The sequence below is a fragment of the Sphingomonas sp. AX6 genome (assembly GCF_902506605.1).
Classification (GTDB): domain Bacteria; phylum Pseudomonadota; class Alphaproteobacteria; order Sphingomonadales; family Sphingomonadaceae; genus Sphingomonas.
In genome coordinates this window covers 2605942-2631174 of record NZ_LR733979.1, presented here as the reverse complement: position 1 = coordinate 2631174, position 25233 = coordinate 2605942, and the positions used below count along the sequence as shown (strand labels likewise).

The 25233-nt window shown below is 60.0% G+C and carries 30 protein-coding genes and 1 tRNA gene; 24 read left to right on the top strand and 7 right to left on the bottom strand.

The window, feature by feature from the left end:
- Positions 1 to 580 precede the first annotated feature (580 nt).
- The 11 genes from ENHY17A_RS12695 to ENHY17A_RS12645 all read left to right on the top strand — a co-directional run bounded on the left by ENHY17A_RS12695 (position 581) and on the right by ENHY17A_RS12645 (position 11105).
- Positions 581 to 1060: an Hsp20 family protein gene (locus ENHY17A_RS12695; RefSeq protein ID WP_159714599.1), complete on the top strand. Its 480-nt coding sequence runs from the start codon at positions 581 to 583 to the stop codon at positions 1058 to 1060.
- Positions 1061 to 1792: 732 nt separating this feature from the next.
- Positions 1793 to 2425 carry a tyrosine-type recombinase/integrase gene (locus tag ENHY17A_RS12690; protein WP_159713214.1) on the top strand — a complete coding sequence of 211 codons (633 nt, stop codon included), beginning with the start codon at positions 1793 to 1795 and terminating at the stop codon, positions 2423 to 2425.
- Between the two features lie 306 nt (positions 2426 to 2731).
- The gene (locus ENHY17A_RS12685; protein WP_159713213.1) at positions 2732 to 3085 is read left to right on the top strand and encodes a DUF4440 domain-containing protein; all 354 of its coding nucleotides are present in this window, start codon (positions 2732 to 2734) and stop codon (positions 3083 to 3085) included.
- A gap of 111 nt (positions 3086 to 3196) precedes the next feature.
- Positions 3197 to 4528: a cation:proton antiporter gene (locus tag ENHY17A_RS12680; protein ID WP_328799145.1), complete on the top strand. Its 1332-nt coding sequence runs from the start codon at positions 3197 to 3199 to the stop codon at positions 4526 to 4528.
- Between the two features lie 294 nt (positions 4529 to 4822).
- The gene (locus ENHY17A_RS12675) at positions 4823 to 5956 is read left to right on the top strand and encodes a glycosyltransferase family 4 protein (protein ID WP_159713212.1); all 1134 of its coding nucleotides are present in this window, start codon (positions 4823 to 4825) and stop codon (positions 5954 to 5956) included.
- Positions 5949 to 6884, top strand: coding sequence for a glycosyltransferase (locus ENHY17A_RS12670; protein WP_159713211.1), 936 nt, complete (start codon positions 5949 to 5951; stop codon positions 6882 to 6884). The genes ENHY17A_RS12675 and ENHY17A_RS12670 overlap by 8 nt, the downstream gene beginning before the upstream one ends.
- Positions 6884 to 7921: a glycosyltransferase gene (locus ENHY17A_RS12665; protein WP_159713210.1), complete on the top strand. Its 1038-nt coding sequence runs from the start codon at positions 6884 to 6886 to the stop codon at positions 7919 to 7921. Before ENHY17A_RS12670 ends, ENHY17A_RS12665 begins: the two co-directional genes overlap by 1 nt.
- Positions 7918 to 9045: an acyl-CoA dehydrogenase family protein gene (locus ENHY17A_RS12660; RefSeq protein ID WP_159713209.1), complete on the top strand. Its 1128-nt coding sequence runs from the start codon at positions 7918 to 7920 to the stop codon at positions 9043 to 9045. The genes ENHY17A_RS12665 and ENHY17A_RS12660 overlap by 4 nt, the downstream gene beginning before the upstream one ends.
- Positions 9046 to 9050: 5 nt before the next feature.
- Positions 9051 to 9728: a PIG-L deacetylase family protein gene (locus ENHY17A_RS12655; RefSeq protein WP_159713208.1), complete on the top strand. Its 678-nt coding sequence runs from the start codon at positions 9051 to 9053 to the stop codon at positions 9726 to 9728.
- Entirely contained in the window at positions 9718 to 10302 is a 585-nt protein-coding gene (locus ENHY17A_RS12650; RefSeq protein WP_159713207.1) for an SAM-dependent methyltransferase, read from the top strand. Before ENHY17A_RS12655 ends, ENHY17A_RS12650 begins: the two co-directional genes overlap by 11 nt.
- Positions 10299 to 11105 (top strand): glycosyltransferase family 2 protein, encoded by an 807-nt coding sequence (locus ENHY17A_RS12645; RefSeq protein WP_159713206.1) that lies wholly within the window; start codon positions 10299 to 10301, stop codon positions 11103 to 11105. The genes ENHY17A_RS12650 and ENHY17A_RS12645 overlap by 4 nt, the downstream gene beginning before the upstream one ends.
- A gap of 62 nt (positions 11106 to 11167) precedes the next feature.
- On the opposite strand, the gene ENHY17A_RS12640 is transcribed toward ENHY17A_RS12645, so the two are convergent.
- Positions 11168 to 11623 carry a PA2169 family four-helix-bundle protein gene (locus tag ENHY17A_RS12640; RefSeq protein WP_159713204.1) on the bottom strand — a complete coding sequence of 152 codons (456 nt, stop codon included), beginning with the start codon at positions 11621 to 11623 and terminating at the stop codon, positions 11168 to 11170.
- A 251-nt stretch (positions 11624 to 11874) separates the two neighbouring features.
- Here ENHY17A_RS12640 and ENHY17A_RS12635 point away from each other — a divergent pair, with 251 nt between their 5' ends.
- Genes ENHY17A_RS12635 through ENHY17A_RS12625 form a run of 3 tightly spaced genes read left to right on the top strand, consistent with a single transcriptional unit; the run spans position 11875 to position 13045 of the window.
- Complete coding sequence (locus ENHY17A_RS12635; protein WP_159713202.1) at positions 11875 to 12069, top strand: hypothetical protein; 195 nt, start codon at positions 11875 to 11877, stop codon at positions 12067 to 12069.
- An 8-nt stretch (positions 12070 to 12077) separates the two neighbouring features.
- Positions 12078 to 12329: a DUF6894 family protein gene (locus ENHY17A_RS12630; RefSeq protein WP_159713200.1), complete on the top strand. Its 252-nt coding sequence runs from the start codon at positions 12078 to 12080 to the stop codon at positions 12327 to 12329.
- Between the two features lie 14 nt (positions 12330 to 12343).
- Positions 12344 to 13045 (top strand): Crp/Fnr family transcriptional regulator, encoded by a 702-nt coding sequence (locus ENHY17A_RS12625; protein WP_236547947.1) that lies wholly within the window; start codon positions 12344 to 12346, stop codon positions 13043 to 13045.
- A gap of 7 nt (positions 13046 to 13052) precedes the next feature.
- On the opposite strand, the gene ENHY17A_RS12620 is transcribed toward ENHY17A_RS12625, so the two are convergent.
- Positions 13053 to 13880, bottom strand: coding sequence for an oxygenase MpaB family protein (locus ENHY17A_RS12620; protein ID WP_159713198.1), 828 nt, complete (start codon positions 13878 to 13880; stop codon positions 13053 to 13055).
- Positions 13881 to 14059: 179 nt separating this feature from the next.
- Here ENHY17A_RS12620 and ENHY17A_RS12615 point away from each other — a divergent pair, with 179 nt between their 5' ends.
- The 6 genes from ENHY17A_RS12615 to ENHY17A_RS12590 all read left to right on the top strand — a co-directional run bounded on the left by ENHY17A_RS12615 (position 14060) and on the right by ENHY17A_RS12590 (position 18368).
- Entirely contained in the window at positions 14060 to 14689 is a 630-nt protein-coding gene (locus ENHY17A_RS12615) for an SRPBCC family protein (protein WP_236547946.1), read from the top strand.
- Positions 14689 to 15873, top strand: coding sequence for a zinc-dependent alcohol dehydrogenase (locus ENHY17A_RS12610; RefSeq protein WP_159713196.1), 1185 nt, complete (start codon positions 14689 to 14691; stop codon positions 15871 to 15873). The genes ENHY17A_RS12615 and ENHY17A_RS12610 overlap by 1 nt, the downstream gene beginning before the upstream one ends.
- A 1-nt stretch (position 15874) precedes the next feature.
- A complete protein-coding gene (locus ENHY17A_RS12605) occupies positions 15875 to 16645 on the top strand; it encodes an SDR family NAD(P)-dependent oxidoreductase (RefSeq protein WP_159713195.1) in 771 nt (256 codons plus the stop codon).
- Between the two features lie 194 nt (positions 16646 to 16839).
- Complete coding sequence (locus ENHY17A_RS12600; protein WP_201296398.1) at positions 16840 to 17553, top strand: extracellular catalytic domain type 1 short-chain-length polyhydroxyalkanoate depolymerase; 714 nt, start codon at positions 16840 to 16842, stop codon at positions 17551 to 17553.
- Between the two features lie 218 nt (positions 17554 to 17771).
- Entirely contained in the window at positions 17772 to 18020 is a 249-nt protein-coding gene (locus ENHY17A_RS12595; protein WP_159713194.1) for a DUF2171 domain-containing protein, read from the top strand.
- Between the two features lie 174 nt (positions 18021 to 18194).
- A complete protein-coding gene (locus ENHY17A_RS12590; RefSeq protein ID WP_201296397.1) occupies positions 18195 to 18368 on the top strand; it encodes a hypothetical protein in 174 nt (57 codons plus the stop codon).
- Between the two features lie 139 nt (positions 18369 to 18507).
- On the opposite strand, the gene rsgA is transcribed toward ENHY17A_RS12590, so the two are convergent.
- Positions 18508 to 19401: a ribosome small subunit-dependent GTPase A gene (rsgA, locus tag ENHY17A_RS12585; RefSeq protein WP_236547945.1), complete on the bottom strand. Its 894-nt coding sequence runs from the start codon at positions 19399 to 19401 to the stop codon at positions 18508 to 18510.
- Between the two features lie 285 nt (positions 19402 to 19686).
- On the opposite strand from rsgA, the gene ENHY17A_RS12580 reads away from it, so the two are divergent.
- The 4 genes from ENHY17A_RS12580 (at position 19687) to ENHY17A_RS12565 (ending at position 22690) form a co-directional block, all read left to right on the top strand.
- The gene (locus tag ENHY17A_RS12580; protein WP_159713192.1) at positions 19687 to 20025 is read left to right on the top strand and encodes a hypothetical protein; all 339 of its coding nucleotides are present in this window, start codon (positions 19687 to 19689) and stop codon (positions 20023 to 20025) included.
- A gap of 701 nt (positions 20026 to 20726) precedes the next feature.
- The gene (locus ENHY17A_RS12575) at positions 20727 to 21224 is read left to right on the top strand and encodes a hypothetical protein (protein ID WP_159713190.1); all 498 of its coding nucleotides are present in this window, start codon (positions 20727 to 20729) and stop codon (positions 21222 to 21224) included.
- Positions 21224 to 21769, top strand: a complete 546-nt coding sequence (locus ENHY17A_RS12570) for a hypothetical protein (RefSeq protein WP_159713188.1) — start codon at positions 21224 to 21226, stop codon at positions 21767 to 21769. The genes ENHY17A_RS12575 and ENHY17A_RS12570 overlap by 1 nt, the downstream gene beginning before the upstream one ends.
- A gap of 51 nt (positions 21770 to 21820) precedes the next feature.
- A complete protein-coding gene (locus ENHY17A_RS12565) occupies positions 21821 to 22690 on the top strand; it encodes an MbcA/ParS/Xre antitoxin family protein (RefSeq protein ID WP_159713186.1) in 870 nt (289 codons plus the stop codon).
- Between the two features lie 144 nt (positions 22691 to 22834).
- Here the strand turns inward: ENHY17A_RS12565 and ENHY17A_RS12560 are convergent, their stop codons facing one another.
- From ENHY17A_RS12560 to ENHY17A_RS12550, 4 genes are all read right to left on the bottom strand, one after another.
- On the bottom strand, positions 22835 to 23026 hold the full coding sequence (locus ENHY17A_RS12560; protein WP_159713184.1) for a hypothetical protein: 192 nt from the start codon (positions 23024 to 23026) through the stop codon (positions 22835 to 22837).
- Positions 23027 to 23073: 47 nt separating this feature from the next.
- Positions 23074 to 23202, bottom strand: coding sequence for a hypothetical protein (locus ENHY17A_RS14845; RefSeq protein ID WP_268893998.1), 129 nt, complete (start codon positions 23200 to 23202; stop codon positions 23074 to 23076).
- Positions 23199 to 25097, bottom strand: coding sequence for a site-specific integrase (locus tag ENHY17A_RS12555; protein ID WP_236547943.1), 1899 nt, complete (start codon positions 25095 to 25097; stop codon positions 23199 to 23201). The genes ENHY17A_RS14845 and ENHY17A_RS12555 overlap by 4 nt, the downstream gene beginning before the upstream one ends.
- 21 nt (positions 25098 to 25118) lie before the next feature.
- Positions 25119 to 25193: transfer RNA gene (locus tag ENHY17A_RS12550), tRNA-Glu, on the bottom strand.
- Between the last annotated feature and the right edge of the window lie 40 nt (positions 25194 to 25233).

Genomic DNA, 25233 nt, shown 5'->3' with positions numbered 1-25233 from the left:
CGCATTCTCCGCAACGGGATGGTGAGCTCCGGCACCAAGCGGGTTGATACGATTGAGATCCGTTTGGCGCTTCGATGTTTACTCCCGCACTGCCCCGAGCGGTGGCCATTAGAGCTCTATTGGGATGCGGCTGGGCAAGAGAACGAGATCGGACGCGCTCAAGGCTGCACCGCTGCGTTTAATGGCATCGTTCGACAGTTGCGTAGATCTCACATCCTGCACGAGTGGAACAGAGCACCGGACTCGGACTCAGTACCCGATCACAGCTTTGAGTAGGCCTGCTCGGTCAATGCTGCAGTCGATTGCAGCCAAGAAACCATCTTCGCAGCAAGATGGAGGTTGTGTCTTTGCCTAACCGGCTTTTCGGCAATGCGCCCTAGAAACGGACGCTAATGGTGCTGAAGCCTGTCTCCAGAAGTGGCCGTCATTTGATGTAGAAAATTTCACGGGAGGTCTTGAACCCCGCCCGCGCAAAACCATCTTGCCGCCCGCCGGATGCGCAACGCGGTCCGGCGGGACGAGAGCATCGGCTCGTTTCCGATGCTCCTTGTGCTCAGATTGCTCATTGGAGGATTTGGATATGAGGACCAATTTTGACTTTGCGCCCTATCGGCGTTCGACCGTTGGCTTTGACCGTCTGTTCGACCTGCTGGAGAACACCGTGCGAGCGGAAACTGAGACCTATCCCCCGTTCGACATCGAGCAGGATGGCGAAGACCGGTATCGTATCACGCTCGCGGTCGCTGGCTTCCGACCCGAGGATATCGACGTCGTCGCACAGAACAACCAGTTGGTTGTCACCGGTCGCAAGGCAAATGCAGCAGACGATCGCCAATATCTGCACCGGGGCATTGCCACACGCGCGTTCGAGCGGCGCTTCCAACTCGCTGACTTCGTTGTCGTGCAGGATGCAAGCTTCGATAATGGACTGCTGCGGATCTCGTTGAAGCGGGAGATCCCTGAAGCGATGAAGCCGCGGCGGATTGAGATCAATGGCGCTTCCACACCTGCGGCCAACGACAGTCTGGATGCTCCGAAGGCGGAGCGCGAGGCGGCATGAACCTTTGCCCGCCCCGACGGAGCGCGGGGCGGGCACATATTACCAACTGCAAATCTGGAGAGTGAGCATGTCGGTTCATTTTCTTGGTGCGCTCAGTAGTCCACGCGAGTTGGTCGAACGCCCATAAATGGAACCGGAGGTTAAACGCGCGATTTTAGCCTCATGGGCGTCAGATGCGTTTGCTGTCCGGCCCGACCCAACACTTCGGAGGCCGTCTGAGCTTTCCCATCCTATAGCGGTTTCCGATATTCTGGACGCGTTGAAGAGCTTGGATCATGCTGGACACGGTGCACGGGCCTAGCCGACCGATCGGGCACAAGTGGGACGTTCAACAGATCAGCGCAGGCAATTTAGTGAAGCGTGGAAACACGCTCGTACCGCGCGAAATTGTGAAGTGCATCGAGCATGACAGAAACCCGACCGATCTGGAGCTAAGTAGGGTGGCTGACCACATTTGGTCAGACGTATGCGATAGCAAAGGACGGCTACGTAGAAATCTAGGCGACGACCGACTGCTGTGCTGGAAGGCAGCATATGCAGCGCTGACCGGGGCGAGCACCCCCCATTACTGATGCGATGACGCCTAAGCGCCCTAATCCCGGTCATGGGGTCAACCCTTGATGGCGCCCGAAACCGGTCATTTAACCCGGTGGTGTGATGTCTGCTTTGGACGACGCTGACCGACCTTTGTTCGTTTTTGCCTTTGGCCAATCACGGCCAAGGAGAACGATGATGACCTATTCACATCTAGATCCCGTCATGCAGAACCGCGTGGCATGGAACGCCGGTAGGACGGTTGGTACGAAACGACCTCTCACGCAGAAGCAAATCTGGGCGATCCGCTTCTTTCTGGATCGAGAGGAGCGGTTACGGGATCGCGCGTTGTTTGACCTTGCCATCGATAGCAAGTTGCGGGGCTGCGACCTCGTGAAGCTGAGGATCGGGGGTCTCATAGCCGGGCAGGATATTCGGACGCGCGCTATGGTGATCCAGCAGAAGACCGGTCGGCCGGTGCAGTTCGAAATCACGGCTGATGCACGTGGAAGCCTTGCCGCTTGGCTGCAGTGCCGCGGCGGCACAGCAGATGACTACGTGTTCCCCAGTCGACTGGATCGCAGTCGTCCGATGAGCACGCGGCAATATGCCCGGCTTGTGGACGAATGGGTCACAGCCATCGGACTGCGGCGCGAAGACTATGGCACGCACTCGATGAGGCGAACGAAGGCCGCCATGATCTACAGAGCCACCGGCAACCTCAGGGCGGTGCAGATCCTGCTCGGACACACCAAGATCGAGAACACCGTTCGCTATCTGGGTGTCGACGTGGAGGATGCGCTCATGCTCGCAGAGCGTACCGAAATCTGACTATCGATGCGGCTGTCGGGCATCGCCCGATGGCCGCTAGTGGTAGGCCAAAAGTACCTAGGATCCGACGGCAACTGGGTGGGAAACGAACATGCACCTTACGACCGAGATCGGTCACCCTGCGCTAGTCGTGGGGATGTTGAAGCCAGATTTTCGGCAAGCCTCGAAATCGCGCGGTGGGTGTCACCCTTCACGGTCAATATTCCGACATTTTCTTAAGAGCGCGTTCTAACCACCTATGCCCCATAATTTCGGAACGATCACACTTGGCATCTGTTCGCCATTTGAAATCGTAGGAGTTGAGAAATGGAAGACGGACGCGTTTGGGAATTTGAACAAAGTCTCTGGATGGGCGATGCGGACCAGTATGAAAGGCTTATCGATCCGGAATGCCTGATGGTCCTGCCGGAACAGGATTATGTGTTCACCGGTCGTATGGCGATCGAGGCGGTTCAGAAAACTCCGCGATGGTCGGAAGTGACCTTTAGCGATCAACGGGTCGCTCGCCCACAAGAGGGGCTGATTGTGTTGGCCTATAAGGCGGAGGCTCGACGTGATGACGAGGCCTACACTGCTTACTGCACCACAACTATTCGCCGGCTCGAGCATGACGAGTGGCGGGTGCTGCAGCACCAGCAGACGGTACCGATAAGCGCGTAACAGCGATGCAGTATCCGGAAATCTTGGGCTCGAGGGTTTTGTGATTGCTACGGACTTTTTGGGGGGCTGCCATGGAATTAATGTTGCAGCCTAATTTGGCAACATGAAGACATGATTCAAAAGCTCTTCGCCGCACCAGAACTCTACATCGTACTACTAACCGCGGCGGGGGCACTTATCGCCCTTGTCGCGTGGCTGCCGCTTGTGTTGAAGCGGCTTCCTTTGTCGCTGCCGATTATTTGCATTGGGCTGGGCGCGGCCGCGGCTTTCACGCCGCTGCTCGCCTTTACCCCATCGCCCCTCGTTTATCCGATCGTCGCCGAACGTTTTACTGAGTTCGTAGTGATCATCGCGCTGATGGGTGCGGGACTCAAAATCGATCGACCATTTTCGTGGAGGACATGGTCTACCACTTGGCGGCTTCTGGCTCTGACAATGCCACTGAGCATCGCCTCGATCCTTATGCTGGGCCATTACGGACTAGGGTTGTCGGTGGTCGGGTCGCTGCTGCTTGGCGCATCGCTCGCCCCCACTGACCCTGTCCTGGCGTCTGACATTCAGGTTGGTCCACCACAGGGCGGCGGCGAAGACGAAGTTCGGTTTGGTCTCACTTCTGAAGCAGGCTTCAACGACGGGTTGGCGTTCCCTTTTGTAAATCTTGCGATTGCGCTTGCCGTTTCTTCTGCGACCGGGGAGCCGTGGTTTTGGGAATGGCTTAGCTACAATGTTGCCTGGGAGATTGGTGCAGGGGTCGCCGCAGGTTGGATCGTGGGAAAGGCATTCGGCTGGCTGACCTTCAATGTCCCGGGTGATTCGAGCCTGTCGCGAACGGGCGACGGTCTGATTGCCGTTTCAGCAACGCTCATCTCCTATGGGCTGACCGAGATGATCCACTGCTACGGATTTCTTGCGGTTTTCGTGACCGCAGTAACCCTGCGGTCTGCGCATCGTCGGCACGAATTTCATCGTGAGATGCACGATCTGACCGAACAGGTCGAACGGCTAGCCATGATGGCACTCCTTCTTGTATTCGGCGCTGGATTAGCCAGCGGCTTGCTGGCTGCACTGCGGTGGCAGGACGTCGTGGTGGCTTTGGCCATCATATTTGTCGTCCGCCCGGTTGCAGGTTGGGTGGGCTTGGTGGGAAGTTCGACGACTTACGGCGAACGCGCGGCGATCTCATTCTTCGGTATCAGAGGGGTAGGCAGCTTCTATTATTTGGCGTTTGCGTTGAACGAGGGTGATTTCGCTGAAGCTGGTCGCCTGTGGGGCATCGTCGCGCTCGTCGCGCTGCTTTCGATCCTGATCCATGGGTTGACCGTCACGCCACTTATTCGCTTGCTCGACCGGTCGCACGGAAGGGACCCCGACGATGTGCACCGAGAGGCCATTCCCCCAGGCGGACAGCTTGGACCTGCGGGTCGAAACGAGAAAAGCACGTAGCGCTTGAGGTTTTAACCAATATTCACAGCGACGCCTGTCGGTGCTCCACTTCTGCGTTCCAACATCGATCGCATTGGCAGATCGCTTCGGAAAAGCCCTTCGTACGCAAATCGTTATAACTCATGTTAGCGATGTCACGTTTCTCGCAACGCATATGCACAAAGAGTGTTTGGTGTCCGACGCATCCCGATCGAGGGTTCGGGTCCGCTGCCTGTTCGAGCGTTATGTCCCACCCTTTTGCCGTGTGCTTCCAACTGTCGGTCCGCAAACGAGCCTGATGAGAAAGAATGTTTGTTGCGGATCGGGATCATCGCACATCTGAAATACCCGATCGCAGAGCCGTTTGCCGGTGGGTTGGAGATGCACACCCACCTGCTCGTCCGAAAGCTTCGCGAACGCGGACACCAAGTGACGCTTTTCGCGTCAGCGCGGTCACAGCCATTGGCTGGGTTGGAGGCGATTTGTGCGGCCACTGCCATTGCTGCAGTAGGAACAGCCGAAGCGAACGATGTCGCGTTCTTTCAAGAACACCATGCTTATCTAAGTTTGATGACCCGATTGCGTCGCTTGGACTTCGACATCGTCCACAACAATTCCCTCCATTATCTACCGGTAACCATGGCGGACACGTTGCCCATGCCGATGGTGACGACGCTGCACACGCCACCGTTTTGCTGGCTGGAAAGCGGTGTGCGGATGTTAGACGCGCCGAACCACGCGTTGGTGGGCGTCTCACAATCAGTCAGCAGCCAATGGCACGATGTCCGTGCGGTCGATGCCGTCATCATGAATGGCATCGATCTCACGCGTTTTGCTTTTTGCGCCAAACCCGATCCCGAGCCTTATCTCGTTTGGTACGGCCGGATCGTGCCGGAGAAGGGACTGCATTTGGCGATGGAGGCCGCCCGGCTGGTCGGGCTGCCTTTGAAGATTGCAGGACCGGTGCACGACCAGGACTATTATCGGGACCAGATCATGCCCGCACTGGGTAGCCAGGCAGTCCACGTCGGCCATCTCGACCATATTAGCTTGGCTGCACTTATTGGTGGCGCGCGGGCATTTCTGTGCACGCCGATGTGGGATGAGCCCTATGGTCTGGTCGTCGCAGAGGCGCTGGCTTGTGGCGTGCCCGTCGCGGCATTTGCACGCGGCGCGATACCGGAGATTCTTGATGCCTCCAGCGGTCAGCTGGCGCTGCCAGATGATCCGGCATCGCTTGCCGAAGCGGCAAATGCGGCGCTGAGTTTGGACCGTCGGGCCTGTCGCCAGCGCGCTGAGGTGGTTTGCGATGTCGCCCATATGATCGACGGTTACGAAGCACTTTACGGACAATTGACCGGTAATCAGTCCGACTGCCATTCGGAATGGGGAGGCGCCGGCCGTGCCCGCGCACACCGCTTCCCGTCGCGGCCCAGTGTCCATGGTTGAACTCGCGCCAGATGAGGTGCCGCTGTGTGTCTGCGTGCCCGCTCGAAACGAAGCCACGCGATTGCCGAAACTGCTCCATGCGCTGTCGGAGCAGGATTGGCATTCGCAGGTGAGGGTGGTTGTCGCGATCAATAACAGCACCGATCAATCGATCGGCGTCGTTGAACAATGTGCGGTCCGCTGGTCATCCGGCTTGGACCTGCACGTCGTGGAAGCGGTATTCGAATCCCGGCTCGCGCATGCGGGGTCGGCCCGCAAGCTCGCGATGGATAGCGGCATGGCGCGCATGGATTTCCGCGACGACGCGATCCTCGTGAGCACAGACGCAGATGCTCGCCCGCCCCGCCACTGGCTTCGTTCGATCGTTGAGGCGATCAAGGGCGGCGCCGACGTGGTTGGCGGTCGGATCGACCTCGACCCCGAAGAGCCCCTGCCGCCGGAGGCCGCGAGGCTGCGCAGGATGTGGGACCGGTATTGGACGGAAGTACGCGCGATTGAGGATGCGATCGATCCCGTGCCTTGGGACCTGCCGCCGCGGCACGGCGACCATGTCGGGGGCAGCCTGGCGATCACTGTGGCTGCCTATCGAAAAGCCGGCGGCGTACCGTTGATGGAAACCGGAGAAGATCAGGCACTTGTCACCGCTGCGGTCGCAGAGGGTGCGCGACTGGTTCATCCGAACAATGTTCATCTGGTCGTGTCGCCGCGTCGGGATGGCCGGGCCGCAGGAGGCATGGCCGACGCGATGCGGACACTCCTATCGGCGGCATCGGCCGGTGAAACGCCAATGGCGCCCGACTATTCGCACTGGCACGCCAGGGCACATTGGCGGCGCGAGATGCGAGCGTCGGGCGGTGCGGCCGCAATCGCGCGTGAGGAGTCCAAACTTGCCGCCATGCCTCATGACATGCTTCTGAGCTCTTCCTGATGCATATGCGCCCCATCGGATATTATGTTCATCATCATGGTGCGGGACATTTGACCCGTGCGCGCGTCATCAGAGATGCGCTGTCCTGTCCCGTCGTACTGTTGGGAACGTCAGTCGGCGATGAGGGGCTGGCGTTGGACGACGATCTCCCGGTCGCGCGGATCGAGACTCCTGATGACATCGCGATACGGCCGAACGCCTTGCACTACGCACCCCTGGATCATCCCGGCATTCGGCGCCGCGTTGCGACCGTCACCCAGTGGATTGCAGATGCGCGGCCAGCGCTGATGATCGTCGATGTCTCGGTTGAAATGGCGATGTTGGCCAGGCTTGCTTCGGTGCCCGTATTGTATGTTCGGCTTGCAGGCGAACGAACGGACGCGGCACATCTGGAGGCGTTTCGTGGCGCACGCGCGCTGATCGCGCCCTATCCGCAACAATTCGAGGCTGAGGGCACGCCTGACTGGGTCCGGCAGAAGACGCGCTATTGTCCGGGGCTGACCGTCCAGCAGGAGCGGAAGGACGAAGATGACGGCCCGGTATTAGTCGTGGCAGGACAAGGCGGATCTGCCTTTGATGGAGAGCAAATTGCCGACGCCGCACGGACTTGTCCTCAGGTCGCGTGGCGTGCGATTGGCCCCGTGACGCCGCCCCGCAATTGCCCTTCGAACCTGACGCTGGCGGGATGGACCGACCGAGCAAACCGGGAAATAGCGCAAGCGTCGGTCGTGGTCGGGGCGGCGGGCGACGGTTTGGTAACTGCCGTGCTCGCGGCGGAGAAGCCGTTCATCTGTATCCCGCAACCGCGTCCGTTCGATGAACAGATCGCAACCGCAACCGGACTAGATTGCGCGCAGGCTGCAATCGTGCGGCCGACTTGGCCGTTGCCAACGGAATGGCCCGGGCTGATCGATGCGGCATTGCGGATCGATCCCGAGCGTCGCCGCGCGCTTTCCGATCCGCAGGGTCCTCAAAAGCTGGCGCGTTGGATCGAGGGGCTTGTCGGGCTCGACCATCCGGACATGGTTGCCGCATGATCGAACCCGAACCGACGTCGAACGCCGCCGATGATTGGGTCGCTCGCGCGGCCTCGCTTGGTGACGGTCTGTCGGCGCTGGGCGTGCGCTATGATGCTGCACCCGTTTATCCCGCCGATAGCATGGCGTTGCTCACGGGCGCGGGGCTCCACCGTACGTTCGCACCGACGGCAAGCGGCGGCGAGCATTTCCCCGGCCCTGTCGAGCGTCATTTGGCGATGATGGATGTGCTTCGGCATATCGGACGCGCGGACCTAAGCATCGGCCGGTTGTTCGAAGGGCATGTCAACGCACTCGAACTGTTCGGGTGGTACGGATCGGATGCGCAAAAGGAAGTACTTGGTTGCCGCTTGGCCGCCGGGGCGATCTATGGTGTCTGGGCAACCGAACCCCCACCGGGCGTTACGCTGGCCCAATCGGACGGGCCAGTGACGCTGCATGGTGAGAAGATTTTCGCAACCGGGGCGGGTGGCGTCGCCCATGCGGTAATCACTGCCCAGCCTGCTTCCGGCGAGCGGCAACTGGTCGTGGTTCGTGCTGATGTTGCAATCCGTGCCGACCTGTCCGGGTGGCGCGTTCGTGGCATGCGAGCGACCGGTAGTGGTCGTTATTCGTTGGAGCAGATGACGGTCGAGCCCGACGATTTGCTTGGTGACGCGGGCGATTACGACCGAGAACCGCGCTTCACCACGGGTGCGTGGCGGTTTACCGCGGTTCAACTTGGCGGCATCGAGTCGCTTCTTGGCGAAACCCGGCTGGCGATGCGACCGGCGACGCGATCGGATGCGGTCCAGCGCGCACGCTTCGCCGACGCGGTGGCGGCGGCGCGAACCGCCTATTTTTGGGTGCGCGAATGTGCGCTTCGTGCGGCGCGGGACGATCCCGATGGCCCGGCCTTTGCACGGATGACGCGCGGCGTCGTGGAACGCGCAGCGCTAGACGTCATGGAGTTGGCGGCGCGGATTACCGGCACGCACAGCGCGATGGATGGGACACGGATCGACAAGATCACGCGCGACCTCAGCTTGTATCTGCGCCAGGGCGGCCCGGATTACGCACGCGATCAGGCGGCGCTTGCCTGGCTGGACCGTGATGTATGGGGCGCGGGCGACGAATTATGGTGACGCACATGCCGCTCACCACCATTTCGGACGCGCGCTGGCGGCGGCTGCGATGGTTGGTAATCGCACCCCATCCCGATGACGAAACGCTGGGTGCCGGGGCGCTGATCGCCCAAACCGCGCGCGAAGGCAGGCTGGCAGGAATCGTATACCTTACCGATGGCTCGGGATCGCATCCTCTGGCCGCAGGGACACTCACCCGGACTCGCCGCCGCGAGGCAGGCCTCGCAATTCGCCGACTGACGGGAAACGCAACCGTACCGATCCACCTCAATTGGCGTGACGCGTCACCGCATTCGCCGGGGGATAGGGGCTTCGAAGCGAGTTGCCGCGCGCTGGTGGCATTATGCCATGCGCGGCGCGTAGATGTGCTGGCCGTGACCGCATCGCACGAGCCGCACTGCGATCACGCAGCGGCGGCGCAACTTGCCCACGCCGTCCGCTCCGCCGCCCGGCGCCGGGTGCAGTTGGTAGAATATCTCGTTTGGGGGGATGCGCCGATGACGGCATCGATGCCGCGATTGGCAACCGCGCCAATGGCCCAAGGAACAAGGCGATATGCGCTCTTCGCGCATCGTAGCCAATTAAGTGGGGCCTATGGCCCCGGCTTCCGATTGCCGCGCTCGGCAGCGCGGATGCCACCCCGCGACATCCTCTATCATTCGAGGCCCGGCCATGGGGGATAAGCCAAGCCTGCCGGCAGACTATTTCGAAAACATGTTTCAGGGCACTGACGACCCCTGGGATCTCGCAACCAGCCCTTACGAACAGGCAAAATACGCCGATACAATCAAGGCGTTGGCCGGTCGCTCTTATCGGCACGGGTTCGAGATCGGCTGCGCAAAGGGGGTGCTGACCCTCCAGCTCGCCCAGCATTGCAGCCGACTGCTCGCCATCGATGTGAGCGAAACTGCGCTGGCAGCCGCCCGCGAGCGGTGCGCCGAATTTCAGTCGGTCTCTTTTTCACGGATGGCCTTTCCGCGCGAGGCGCCAAGCCATACTCAGTTCGATCTCGTGGTGCTTTCCGAAGTCGCCTATTATTGGGATGATGCTGATCTGACCCGTGCCGCACATTGGCTGACGGATCAAGTTTCGACCGGAGGCGATGTGCTGCTCGTACATTGGATTGGCGAGACCGACTATCCGCAGAGCGGGGACGACGCGATCACAAAGCTTGGCGACGCCATCCGACTGCCGATGGATGTTCTTTGCGCCGAACGCCGGGAAAAATATCGGCTCGATTTGTGGCGTCGGCCATGACGATGAGCGTGCTGACGATCGTCCGCAATCGTGCGGGACATCTGGCCAAGCTGATTGAGGGATTGGAGCGAAGCACAGTCTCTCCGGCCGAACTGATCGTCATCGATATGGGAAGCACGCCGCCCGTGGCAGTTCCCGAAACGGCGTTCCCCATCAAGATTGACCGGCTTGTTGCCGAATGCCTTCCCCTGGCTGCTTCTCGCAATCTGGCTGCGCGTCATGCCGTATCGGAACAGCTGCTATTTCTCGACGTCGATTGCATCCCGATGGCCGGGCTAATCAAGAAGATGTCGGATGCATTGGCTGAACATGCGGCATTGATTTGCGCCGAGGTGCTTTACCTAGGGCCTGACGATGCGCGTGGTTGCTGGGACGAGGGCGAACTCAAACGTCGCGCCAGACCGCATCCAGTGCGCCCGTTTCCCTCCTTTGGCGTTCGCCGCGAAGACAATGCCGGATTGTTCTGGTCGCTGGCATTCGGCATCCGGAAGTCCCAGTTCACAGCGCTCGGCGGCTTTGATGAAGCCTTTACCGGCTATGGCGCCGAAGACACCGATTTCGGCTTCCGGACTCAGGCGGCAGGCATCCCGCTAATGTTCATGGGCGGCGCGGGAGCATTTCATCAGCATCATGCGAGCGAAGATCCGCCGCTTGGCCACTTTGATGACATCTTGCGCAACGCACAGTTGTTCCGATCGCGATGGAATTTCTGGCCGATGGAGGGGTGGTTGCAAGCGTTCGCGGAGCGCGGGCTGATCGATATTTCAGCCGACAAGCTGACGGTTATTCACCGGCCCAATTGATCGTTATCGAAGTCTGAAACAGAATAGCGGGGCGGAGGTTGTTCCTCCGCCCCGCTTGAACGTTACGAGCGTTCCATCGAGTGCTTCAGGTCGCGCATCTCGTCATGGCCTTCCTTGACCGATCCGTAGCATTCCTGGACCACTGCCTTGACCTGGGGCGACAACTCGGCGTCCTCAAGTGCGTCTTCAAACTTCGCCTTGATATGATCCTCGCCGGCTTCGACTTCGTTGACGATCGCCTTGTCGTCCTTGCCGGTTACGGCCGCCTTCAAATTCAGGAACACGCGGTGCGCGCCGGCAAGCACGGTGCCGTCGTCTTCCGGATTGCCGCCCAGACGGCTGACTTCCTGCTGAAGCTTGGTCGCAACCTGGCGGCGTTCGCCTGCGCGGCTGGTGAACATCGCACCGAACCGGCTGTTGTCGCTGTCCTTTGCAGCTTCGGTATAACCTTCGACGCTGTCGATCGTGGTCGCGATCAGGCCGTTGAGCGTCGAGATGTCATGGCTGTTGTTCGACATGGATAATTCCTTCGTGAAGATGGGTCGGTACGAGGGGGTCGCAACCGATGCAGCCTCAACGAGCGCGGTCGCCGAAAGGAGCCGGGTCGACCGATAAAAATTGTGCACGGCAGCTTTCGGGGGCGGGAGCCCATCATGCATTCGCAGTCCGACCTTTGCGGAAACTAACCCGCGTTAATGACCTGGTCTCGCGATCCGATCATGACCCCTTGCCCGACCCATTACCTTCGGTCGGATCATGGAGGAATACGATGACCCAGGTGTCCGACCTGGAATATTACGCACGTCGCGCCCGCGATGAGGCCGACCGAGCCGATTCGGCGTTGGACCCCGCGGTCCGCAAGGCGCATCGACAGATGGCCGATACATACCGCCGGATCATCGAAAGCGGCGAAGTCCCTGAACCGCGAACCCGATACAATCTGTCGCCGATGCGCGTGGATTGAGCACCGGCATGCGATATCGCTTCGACGTTCATAACGGGACCGGATTCACCCCGGATGAAGAAGGTCAGCGCGCGTCCGACGGACACGCGGCACGCCAAATCGCAATCATCAGCATCCGCGCGATCGTGGCAGAGGAAGCGGGCAATGGGATGGTCGATCTGCGGGGCAAGATTGACGTGCGCTGCGAAGAGGACGACACAGGGTTCACCGTCGCGTTTATCGATGCGTTCGACCTGCTCCTGCCACCCGAGGGCCTATGATCGAAAAGCATTTGATGCGTACGCGCGCGCGTCACAGCATCACTCCCGAAGAAGAGTCGGCAATCCACGCCCTTGTGCGCGAAGTGCGCGAGGTTCCGGCGCGCACCACGCTGATCCACGCCGGTGAGCGCATCCATCACAGCACCATGCTGCTCGACGGATTGATGTGCCGGTACAAGGATTTGAAAGACGGCCAGCGCCAGATCGCCGAGCTGCACGTACCGGGCGATTTCGTCGATCTCCACAGTTTCTCGCTCAAGCGCCTCGATCATAATATCATGGCGTTGACGCCGTGCCGGGTGGCGCTGGTCCCGCACGACCGATTGCAGGCGCTGACCGAAAATCACCCGCATCTGACGCGGATCTACTGGTTCTCGACCAACCTCGACGCGGCGATCCACCGCGAATGGGAATTGTCGCTGGGCAGGCGCGATGCGGTCTCGCGGCTCGCGCATCTGTTGTGCGAACTCCATTCCCGCCTGGCCCTGGTCGGGATGGCGGACGATGCCGGGTATCGGCTGAAGCTGACCCAGTCCGACCTCGCCGAATGTCTCGGCCTGACCCCCGTCCATATCAATCGATCGCTGCGTCAATTACGCGAAGCGGGGCTAGTGACGTTTCGATCGTCCAAGGTCGAACTGCATGACATGGCCGGATTGCGCGGCGTCGCCGAATTCGACCCGGCATTCCTGTATCTCGAACCCGTCGAGGTCTGACGTTTCGTCAGCGAAACGCCCAGCGCATGGTGCTGGCAAGGCCGCGGGCGCCGCTCCGCACGGCGGGTCTCGCGATCAGCGGGACCGACAGCCCATGCATTCGCGCGGCCCAATCGGGCAACAGGTCGATGGCGGCAGCGCCGATCATCTTTTGCGCCGGGATCAGGTGCAGCGGCGATTGCGGCGGGTCCAGGATCAGCCGCGCGACCGTCCGGCTGCGGTCGTCTGCGAGCAACTCGGACCGCATTGCCGCAACCAGCGCGTCAGCCTCAGCGCGGCTATGCGGGACCGGATCCGCGCCGAGCGCCTTTGCGATCAGCGCGAACTCGGCATAATATCGGTCCTGCTCGATATGGCTTAGCGGCGTGCTTCCATAGCGCTGCCACGCCGCCAGAAAGCAGCTTGCCTCGGTCACATGCACCCAGGCAAGCAGCCGGGGGTCGCGCGCGCGATAGGCGCGGCCATCGGGGCGCTCGCCCACGATCCGGTCATGGATCGCATTAACCTGCACGATCGCCGCTTCTGCCTCCGCGCGGCTGGCATAGGTCGTCACCGCGATGAAGCGCGCGGTTCGCCGCAATCGACCCAGCATGTCGCCCCGAAACCGCGAATGTTCCCAGATACCCGCGAGCGCGGACGGGTGGAGCATCTGCATCAACAAGGCGGAGACCCCGCCGACCATCATGCTGGTGACATCGCCGTGGACGCGCCAGATCGGCGAGCCGGGTTCGAACAGGCTGTCGTCCGATCGCACCACCGGCGTTTCGCCCCGCGCCCGGTCGTTGAAGATCGCGCGGACCTGTCGAACGAGCAACTGGCGGATCGGAGAAACCATTGAGCGACCATGAACGTGTCGCCGTTGCAAAGCCAGCAACCTGGAAATCTTTCCGAAAAACTGACGTGGATCAATAATTTGCGGTGATTTGACGGAAATTCGCACAGGTTATCCGAAAAGCGCGTGTGCAACGGAACGGCTGGGTTAGTCAGGCGCTGTCGAACCATCGGAGGAACATGATGGAACGAAAAACTCTCTCTGCAGCGGGTGCTGTTGCGGGCCTGTTGGCCGTGGGCGGCGGATTGTTGCTGGCGCGATCGAGCACGTCGCGCGGCGGCAAGGACGGTGCACCCGGACGCACTGCGCGAACCGGTCGCTTCGGTGACTATGCGGTGGTCGGCAAGACGGTGACGATCGCCAAACCGCCGCGCGACCAATTGTTCGCCTTCTGGCGCGACTTCACCAATCTGCCGTCGTTCATGGACAATCTGGAGAATGTCGAGACGCTTGGCGACCAGCGGTCACGCTGGACGATCAAGGCTCCCGGCGGCACCAGCGTCGTCATCGAAACCGAGATCGCGCAGGAAAAATCCGGCGAGTTGATCGCGTGGCGATCGGTCGAAGGTTCTGACATCGATACCGAAGGCCGCGTCCAGTTTCGCGATGCGCCCGGCGACCGCGGCACCGAGGTCGAGCTCGTCATCGCCTATAAGCCGCCGTTGGGACGCGCAGGCCAGGCGATCGCCAAACTGCTCCAGCGCGAACCCGCCATCCAGGCGCGCCGCGACTTACGCCGCTTCAAGATGCTGATGGAAACTGGCGAGATCGCCAATTCCGATCGACGACTGAATATCGAGGAGGACGCCTGATGCGCGCACTTTGTTTCCACGGCACGCAGGATGTCCGCGTCGATACCGTGCCCGATCCCGATATCGTCAACCCGCGCGATGCGATCATCAAGGTGACCTCGACGGCCATTTGCGGGTCCGACCTGCACTTGTACGACGGTGTCATTCCCGCAGTGCAGTCCGGCGACATTCTCGGCCACGAGTTCATGGGCGAAGTGGTCGAGGTCGGCCCGGGCTCTACCCTGCGAAAGGGACAGCGCGTCGTCGTCCCCTTCACGATTGCCTGCGGCAGCTGCTTCTTCTGCGGCAATCAGCAGTTCAGCGCCTGCGACAATTCCAATCCGGTCGATAAGCAGGAAATGTCGGAGACGCTGTACGGCACGCCGATGAGCGGGCTGTTCGGCTATTCGCACCTGACCGGTGGTTATTCCGGCGGGCAGGCGGAATATGTCCGCGTGCCGTTCAGCGATGTCGGCCCGCTGGTGATCGAGGATGACGGGCTGGACGACGACAAGGTTCTGTTCCTGTCCGACATCCTGCCCACCGGATGGATGGCGGCGGAAAATGCCGAAATCGAAAGCGGCGATACGGTCGCCGTCTGGGGCGCAGGGCCGGTCGGGCTGTTCGCGGCGCAGAGCGCAATCATCATGGGCGCGGCCCGCGTGATCGTGATCGATCACTATCCCAACCGGCTGGCGCTGGCGAAGGGATTGGGCGCGGAGATCATCAATTTCCGCGAGACGAACGTGCGCGAGGCATTGCTGGAGATGTCGGGCGGGCGCGGCCCCGATGCAGTGATCGACGCGGTCGGGATGGAAGCACACGGCTTTTCCATCGACAACATGCTGGACGTGGCAAAGCAGAAGATCGGCATTGGTGCAGACCGTGCGTCCGCATTGAAACAGGCGATCCTCGCGGTTCGCAAGGGCGGGCGCGTGTCGATCCCCGGCGTCTATGGCGGGATGACCGATAAATTCCCGCTCGGCGCGCTGATGGAAAAGGGGCTGAGCATCAAATCCGGCCAGACCCATACCCAGAAATATATGGACAAGCTGCTGGGTATGATCGCCGACGGCAAGATCGACACCACCTTCCTCATCTCGCATCGCCTGCCGCTTGAACAGGCGGCCGACGGCTATGCGAATTTCAAGAACCATCAGGACGATTACACCAAGGTCGTCCTTAAACCCGGCATGGAGGCGTAACATGGGCGACAAATTGGCAGTGATTACCGGTGCCTCGACCGGCATCGGACGCGAACTGGCGAAGATCGCGGCGGCCGAGGGCTACGACCTGATCCTCGTCGCCGACGAACCCGCGATCGACGCGGCGGCAGGCGAGATCCGCGCGAGCGGCGTCTCAGTCGAGGCGGTTGAGGCAGATCTCGCCAGCTTCGAGGGCAATGACCAATTGCTCGCGGCCATCGGCGAGCGCCGCATCGACATCCTCATCGCCAATGCCGGGCGCGGTTTGGGTCACGCCTTCGTCACTCAGTCGCCCGACGATTGGCGGCGCGTGATCGACACCAATGTCACGGGCACGACCTATCTCTTGCAAAAGGTCGCGCAGCGGATGACGACGCAGGGCGAGGGCAGCATCCTGATCGTCGGATCGATCGCCGGGCTGATCCCCGGCAGCTATCAGGCGGTGTATAACGGCACGAAGGCGTATCTCGACAGCTTCTCCTACGCGTTGCGCGAGGAGCTGAAGGATAGCGGCGTCAGCGTGACGGTGCTGATGCCCGGCCCGACCGACACCGAATTCTTCCGTCGCGCCAACATGCTCGATACGCCGGTGGGCAAGGACGATGGCAAGGAAGATCCGGCCAAGACCGCGCGCAACGGCTGGGACGCCATGGTCGACGGATCCGCCCATGTCGTCTCCGGCGTGAAGAACAAGATTCAGGCGGCGCTCTCGCACCTGACGCCGGACACGATGCTCGCCAAACAGCACACGAAGATGGCCAAGCCCGAGTAAACCCTCAATGAACTGTGGCCGCCCGCTGGCCAGCGCATACGCTAGATAACGGGCGATCACGGTGGAATGTGATCCCCCCGCGGATGCCAGTCTAAATAAGATGATCTCCACAAGCCACCTGCTTTGTCTGCCGGAGACTGGCAGTCTGAAACGGCTAGGTAACCGTTGCGATCTTAAACGTTGCCACCCGACCCTTGCAACGCTGCATAACCACTAACGCGCTGGCGGACGAACTGGGCTTCATAGTCGCTTATCCTCGCCAGCCTCAGTCGGCCAATCCCCAGAAATGCTGGAACTGGTTTAGGCCCGGCGATCAGAAACGCGGGCGCGGCGAGCCTGCGCAAATCGCAGGCATTGTAGAGAACGCGTTAAATCGAGAGAAAGTCGATCCGGCGCGCGTCTATGCTGCGGGGCTGTCCGCAGGCGCGGCTGCTGCCGCGAGCATGGCGGCGTGCTATCCTGACGTGTTTGCGGCGGTGGGCATCCATTCCGGTCTGGCCTGCGGATCGGCTCGCGACTTGCCCAGCGCCTTGTCGGCGATGCGGCGCGGTAGCGGTTTGCGAGAAGGAAAAAGCGGAGTGAAGTTCGTCTCCGTCATCACCTTCCACGGCGACCGCGACGCCACGGTTCACCCCGTCAATAGCGCCGAGATCGCAAGCGGTGCTGCCGCGGGATTGAACGGGTCGCTCGAAACCCAGACCGAAAATGGCCGTGCGAAGAGTGGGCGAACCTACACGCGCGAAACGACTGCCGACCCATCTGGACGAGTTCTGGTGGAACAATGGACGGTGCACGGCGCTGGCCATGCCTGGGCGGGTGGCGATGCCGGGGGCTCCTATACCGACCCGAGCGGTCCCGATGCGTCGCGCGCGATGCTGCACTTCTTTCTCCAACATCGGTTGGCATGATGCAGCACCCGCGCGCAATTGATGTACGCATTGAAGCGGTGCCTGCACACGTTTGGCGTGAGACCGACCCACGATCTTGATGAACACCTTTCGCAAGGCGCACGGATCGGCATAGCCGGGCCAATGCATGAGCCAGCTATCGCCGCATTAAGGGGAATTGAGCCCTATCGCCTCCTTGACGCGTTTGGTCCCAAGCAGTTCAATACTAGGAGCTTATCATGACCGACCTCACGAAAATCCGCGAGCATATGGAAGTCATCGGCGCCGACGGCGTGCATGTCGGCACGGTCGACAAGGTCAAGGGCGATCGGATCAAACTGACCAAGAAGGACAGCGGCGAGGGCCATCATGCCGGTCATCACCATTATATCTCGACGGGGCTTGTCGCCACGATCGAAGGCGACCGGGTCCGCTTAACTGCGAACGGAGACGTTGCGGTGACATTCGAGGAAGAAAAGCACGACTAAGGCGCGTCGTCCCGGTGCAAGTGGAACTAAGCGACTTGCGCGAGCCCGAAACGCTAGGGCGCGAGACGCCGCGCAATCCCACGTCATCTGTGTTATGAGCGGGTCATCACCAGGCCCGCTCGAGCATCTTGTGACTGAGGGGCACTGTACCCTCGCTATGCGAAAGGGTTGGTCGTGGACATCAATTATCTGCTCAAGCGGGAGCAAGTCTCGCTTCTGCGTGCCAAGTCTGCCCGGAGCATAGAGGCGCGTATTGCGCATGCGGGACTGGCACGGGGCTATGCCGCCAAGTTGCGCGAAAGCACCTATCCGCATGCATCGGGCCAAATGCCCAAACCGCGCGTGTAATTTCATCGCAGGGATGCGGCCCGTAAATGCCCATCGGCTGCGGCGCGGGGCGACGATCCGCGGAAACAAAGTCTCTTGCGGGTTGAAGGCACATGGCACGCGGTCCGATCGCCAGCTACCCAATCACCCGCCCACCTCGTTACCGTCGGCGCTTTCCCAGATATGCCGGAGCGACGATGCCCTCTGCCTCCAGCCGCCGCCAACGATCGAAACGCTCCGACGTCAGCGTGCCGTCCGCAAGCGCTGCCTGAACCGCGCAGCCGGGCTCTACCCCATGTGCGCAGTCCGAAAAGCGGCAACGCTGCGCCGCCAGGATAAAGTCGTCGAATACCTCGGATATCCCCGTGGTCGCGTCTGGCAATTGCAATTCGCGCATACCCGGCATGTCGAGCAGCCATCCGCCCCGGTCGAGCCTGTGCATCTGGCGCACGGTGGTCGTGTGGCGCCCCGTATCGTCGCTTGTGCGGACTTCTTGGGTTGCGATGCTGTCCGAGCTGCGCATCGTATTGACGAGCGTCGATTTGCCGACGCCAGAGGAACCCATCAGCGCCACGGTTTTTCCTTTGCCGCACCATTTGGCGAGGTGGGCTACGCTTTCGGGATCGCGCCCGTCGACGGTTTCGACGTGCAATCCGGGCTCGATCGCGCGCACCGCGGCAGCGAAAACATCCGGTGTGTCCGTAAGGTCGGTCTTGGTAAGGACCACGACCGCATTCACCCCCACCTCACGCGCCAGCACAAGATAGCGCTCCAGACGCGCAACGCTGAAATCCTGGTTGCAGGAGGCGACGATAAACACCGTGTCGATATTTGCGGTGATCATTTGTTCTTTGCGTGGATCGCCTGGCGCACGCCTTTTGAACAGGTTGCGACGGCGGAGGACCCGCGTCGGTAACAGCGTACCCTCGTCGATCAACACCCAGTCGCCGACTGTGGGGTGATCGTCAGACGGAAGTGCGCCCGGAATATAAGGCGTGATCGAATGGTGCGATCCTGCGCACGCGACCGCAATCTCACCGCGATGAACTGCCATTACCCGGACCGGGCGGCATTGCCGAGCTTCCTCAACCGAGATCTGATCGCCGAAATGTGAATTCCAGCCAAGTTCTTCCAGTGTCGCATCATAAGGGTTCATACGGCCTCAGTTGCGCCCTTCTCTCCGAGCCGACCAGCGCTTTTCCGTACGACGAACCCTGTCCGCTTTCGCTACATTGGCGGATGGTGCCGCTTTCAAACGTCCAATGGGAGATGCTGATGGGTTAATGCCAACCGCGTGGCTATAGGCGGGGCAGCGCAATTTAGGCATTCAGATACACGCATGGCCCGCAAGCAATCGAAACGTGACCCCTACGGAGACCTGCCCGCCCAGGAAGATACTCCGGTAGAGGCAGTGATATGCTGGCTCTGTAGCCGGCCCACTGGCAAGACCATTGTCTGGCATCATCCCATACCCAAAAGCCGCGGCGGGCGCGACGTCGTGCCCATGCACCCCATTTGCCAGCAAACGCTGATCGCCAATTTCACCAATTCCGAACTGCAGCGACATGGGACGGATGTGGCGGGATTGCTGGCCGATCCGAAGGTGCGCAAATTCGTCGACTGGGTAGGGGGCAAGGATCCGGATTTTACGGCGACTATCGTCAAAAAGAAGCGTTGATCGGTGTGCTTCGAGGTTGCCGCTGTTGGCAAACGTCACTTGATCTCGGGGGCTGGGGCGATCTCACCCTTGTCCCCAACCACCGTCGAGCCCCTTTTTTCCTAGCGGGCCCGATGCGTGGGGATCCATGCCAAGAGTCTCGAACGGCAGATCATAGGGCGCGTAGCTGCCAACGACTCAGACGGAATTGATGTTGGTGAAGCAGCGCCGCAGAGCCATTTTGCGACCTTTACACCGCCGGTGTTTGATGTGCCCAAACGCTGTCCCGCGTGCCTGACTTGGCGCGCTTCATCGCTGATCGCCATGCGAGCATTAACATCGCGGCTAGTGCGACCGCCACAAGGTCGATCAACGGTTCGACTGGCGGATGCGCGGTCCAGGATACCAGCGTTGCGAGCGGCACCAACAGAAAGGCAACTGCCGCAGCGGGAACAAGCTCGCGTCCCGCACGTGGGGCACCGCGAACAAATGCCCAAGCTGTAAAAGCGATGAAAACGGCGGGGTAGTTGCCGCTATGGAGCTCAGTCAATGCGCTCATAGGGGCAATCGGGCTGGGCCAAGACGGCCATGTAGCGTCATGCAGAACATGTAGGGAACAGGAATCCAAAAGAATGAAGGCCAGAGGAGTGGAAGTGCTCCGCTGAAGAGAATGAAAAAGTCTCGGAGGCGGGGTGCCTACGCACCCTTCAAAAGGCTTCGAAATGACCTTCCAAAACGCGATCGTGTGTCCTGCAAAATCCAGCGCCGGCCCGGCGGGGCTAGTCGCCGCGCTCCAATTTATCTTGATGCTGAAGGGGGGGTGGCAGCCGCCGCATCAGACCAAGTCACCACTGAAATCTCTGATCGCCAATTGCGAGCGAGGCAGCTTCGACGAACGTCAGCTGTTAAAGCAGGCCCGCAAATCCGGGGCGAGCCTCGTTGCGTTACGAGAGCGCGACAGCTGCGGACTGTCGGCGGACATTGCATACAACGCGGATGGCTTCTGGCTCTGGCATCGTAATCTGGAGCTCTGGCTCAACGGCGAAGACGGCTGCTGCTGGCTCATCCCGGAAGATCCTTGTGCAACTGGTATGCATTGGGCGGTCGTCAACGGCGCGTTAGTTGCCGACGACCTCCCGCCGTTCATTTCCGGCGAAGGCCGCATGCATGGCGTGGACGCCGGTAAGCGGCTGATCCGTCAGCTCGTCGGAGGGATGTAATGGCCCTCGATTACAAGCCTGATAATTCCAAGGTCGGCCACATCGACATTGTCCATGGCGCGATCCTTTCGGAACACGAAGGCCAGCCCAACAACGTTCGCGGTGCGATCGATCGACGCCTGAAGCTTGGCGGGGCGGCTGAGATCAACACGCGCCATGCGCTGGTGCTGCCGTACGATGCGGCTGATCTATTATACGGCGTCGAGGAGATCATCGACGACTATGAGCGACGGATGATCAAGGATCAGCGTGATCTGTTGACGATCACCGGAGTGCGGTTCGACCCATCGATGGCTCGGCATCGTCAGTTCGAATTGGCCCGTCGCTTCGCGCTCCAGTCGTTTGCTGAGCAGCGGGGTCTGGCGACAATCCTAGTCCAGCATGTCCCTTCCGAGTTGGGCTACGATCACAAGCCACATGTCCATCTCATTGCCTTTGCCCGGGCGCTGCAGGGCAGCAACTGGGGAGCTTTCACAGAGATCCGCAACTTCGGCTCCCGCACCCTTCTCGCTGGTGAGTGGGCCGAAATCCTGTCGGCTGCCTAACCGAGCCAAGCTGCAAAATTATCGAAAATTCAGAACAAAAAGGAGGGCGCGATGTCACTCACGAGCTTCAAACCTATCTCTAACGAGCAAGCGCTTTCTCGCACCGAAGCGGTTGTAAAAGCGCTCGCCGATCATTTGGCTAATCTCAGCGGGTCCTCGACCGCTCGGATCTCTGGTGGCGCCTGCTTTGCCAGGGACGATCTGATCGTATGCGTGGGCGGGGAGGGGGGTGACCTGTCGGCGGCTGCGAGCACAAGAGACTGGTCCGCAGTTATTCTGCTGTGGAAAGCCGATCGGCCCGCCAGCAGCCGGTTCAACGTCGTGGTGCACGAGAATGGTCGGACTGAGTATTTCCCATCTATGCGGCTGCTAATCGACGACAAAGATCGGGCACAATTCATGCCCGCGAACAGAAACGGTTCGTCCGTGATGATCGGGCGGTCCGCCCCTGTCCCCGGCGCAGGGCCCGAAATTTTCTGCGAGAATGGGTGGGCAGACGCCGAGCAGCGGGCGCTCGACGTACTGTTTGCGCATGAGGATAACCAGCCGTCTAGTCCCGTGGACACCGAACGCGATCTGGCAGGACCCGGGCTGCGCACGTTCCGAAACATCGCTCGTTTCTGGGAACTCACAACTGATGAAGAGATGAAACTCCTCGGTCCCCAAGCAACGGATATCGCCGAGACTGAGCGATCATCAGAACCTGTCGGAGTGTCGAAAAACACGCTGCTCCGGATCAGCGCGGTCTTTGGGATCTACGCGGCGCTTGAGAGCCTGCTACCCGGACGCTCGCGGCGCTGGATTCGACATCCCAACCGAGCGGAGCTTTTCAATGGGCGCGCCCCGCTGGAAATGATGATGAGCGATAGCCTGGACGACCTTCTCAGGGTACGCAGGTATCTCGACGCGCAGTTCGCTTAGAGGGATGAGAATTCCTTAGCGGCGCTTTCTGGATGGATTCTTGTTGAGCAAGACGCTCTGGATGTAGCTGTTGATTTGGTGGGTTTCGTGCGCATTCAGCGACGCGAGCGACTCTGCATCGATGCCATCGCGGTCCAGCAGGTCTTAAAATTGCCTTGCGCCTGCATACACGCGACCATCGGCAAGCCGCTTCCAGTAGTCCGATGCGGCTTGCCGCCTTTGGTCCATCACGATGCCGAGCTCGACCTCGTCCTTGTGGACCTTGAACAAGACCTTCGCAAATTTCTCGGATAGCTCTTGCAGTTCATCCATGTTCCTCATGAGATTGATCTTCAAGGCGCGCTCTCGAATTGCTGGCATTGTTGTCTTGAGACGGACGTTTTTCAAACGCTTTTTTTGTTGTAATCTGTGCTCGACATGATTTTCTCAAGCTCGGTATGAATTCCCCGGATCTCCTCATCACGTTCTTTGCTGAAGCGCTCGAAATTTTGTGGATCATATTCTTTTGTCATTTTTCCCTCTTGTTATGTTGACTGGAAACCATCTTCCAATCGATCGATTCCGCAGCGATATTGAGCGTCTCCCAAGCTAGAAAAGACCAATCGATCCGATGCAAAAGTTCGTGTAGCTTGGGGACGCGAACACCGCGGCCGTATTTGCCGCCGACGGTCGTCGGTGCGTGCCCGCAAATCTGGTCGATAACCCAATCCTCGAGCTCTGCTTCGCGCGCGTAATCTTTAAACGTGTGCCTGAAGCTGTGAAATACCACTCGGCTGTCTCGCGAGACGGCGTGATCGATTAACTGGTTTGCTCTGCGGGACACATCGTGCGTGTGCTTGCTCAGCGAATTCGTACTTAAGTCAGGAAACACCTTCGTTTGCCCGCTTGATCTTAGTGCCTCACAATAGTCGGCGAAGCCCAACGCGATAAGCTTATCGTGGATAGGAATAACGCGGCGCGAGCCTGCTGTCTTGATCGATTTGGTGGCATCACCATCCTCATCACTGACATAGTCGTCGATGTCGATGTATGGAAAACGATGTGTGTCTTTTACATCCCGCAATAGCGCCTGACCGATCTCCTCTAGCCTAGCCCCAGTGGTCAGGCTGATCAGAAAAATCCAGTACAGCGTGCAGTGCGTGGTCTTAAGATGCCACTTCCATGTGACGGGCCTGAGGAACAACTCTAGCGCAAATAGACTTTTCAATTGCTCGTCGTTGAATGTCAGCCGATCACCTTGAGAAAATTTTGCGTAGTCGCAAATGGCTATGCCCTGACCTACATTCTGTTTCACCCAGCGTTGCTGAAAGGCGAGATTTAGCAAGGCTTGGATTGCTCCGACTTGCTTCTTGACGGTTGTGGGTTTCACCCGCGGGACTTCGACAAACTTTGAATCCTTGGCAGCAGCCAGTCTTTCCGTGAACGGAAGTTTGCGCTCCGCCTTTGACATTCGGGATGGTAACGACGCGACCGCATCCCGAAAGTTCAATACGTCGTCATTGTTGATCTCATTGACGGGGATGTCGCCGATGAAATCAATGAAGGCGTTTACAGATTGACGATACTCGCTTGCAGTTTGCAGGCTCGGTTTGCGTTTCGTTTGCCATTCTTCAAAGAGTTCCAAGAGCCGAAGGTCGGGTCGATCTCGACGCGGCGTTTCGCGCTGCTTTCGATTCTGGACCGTGCCCACTGGTAATTTGTTCAAAAACTCTTTTGTCGCGGAGACGATCTGATCAGGTAGATCAGAGACTTCACAACCCTGGTAGCGAGCAATCTGTTCGACCACTCGTTCGACTTGAGTGATGCGCGCGTTCTCATCGCGAAACTTCGTATCATCAAACTGCCAGATGGCGCCGATAGGGTGTCCTGCAACCAAACGCGAAACGCCTGGATATGCGCGGTATGTCGCCGCATTGTTCGATAACAACCACCAGTCGTCAGCGGAGGCGGGGCCGGGGGTCGCGCAGCCATGCTCGGTTTGATTCCACAGGCCTCGGTCGATCTCGGTTCGAGCTAGCATCAGTCTGTCCGGTCCGGCCACACCGCCCTCTGAGAGAGGTGGTCCAAGGAAATAGCTGCTGACTATCTCGTCCGCGCGATCGCGCGAGGAGCGACCTGCGCTCCCCGTTCGACGAAGACGGTCCCGCGCCTCTTCAAACTTGTTCTCGAGGTCTGCGTTGGCCTGCAGAAACAGAACCGTCGCCTGACGAAGATCTTTCGTACCAAGCGACGCCTTATGGAGCGATCGGTGATCGAAGGCTTCCCGGATGGCGGTTGGAATCTGCCGCCGCAAATAATAGACGCCCGTTTGGGGATGTTTCCATGGCTTTGCCATTTCGGCCATATCTTCCTCGCTGTACCAGCTTGCTGTACCAGCGAAGAAGTAAAGAACGGCCAAATCACGCAATTCCGCGCCATCGAGGGCGGATGGTGACCCCTACGGGAATCGAACCCGTGTTTCAGCCGTGAAAGGGCCGCGTCCTAACCGCTAGACGAAGGGGCCATGAAGGCGTGGCGGTGCAACTAGGCAAAGCGCGCGCGGC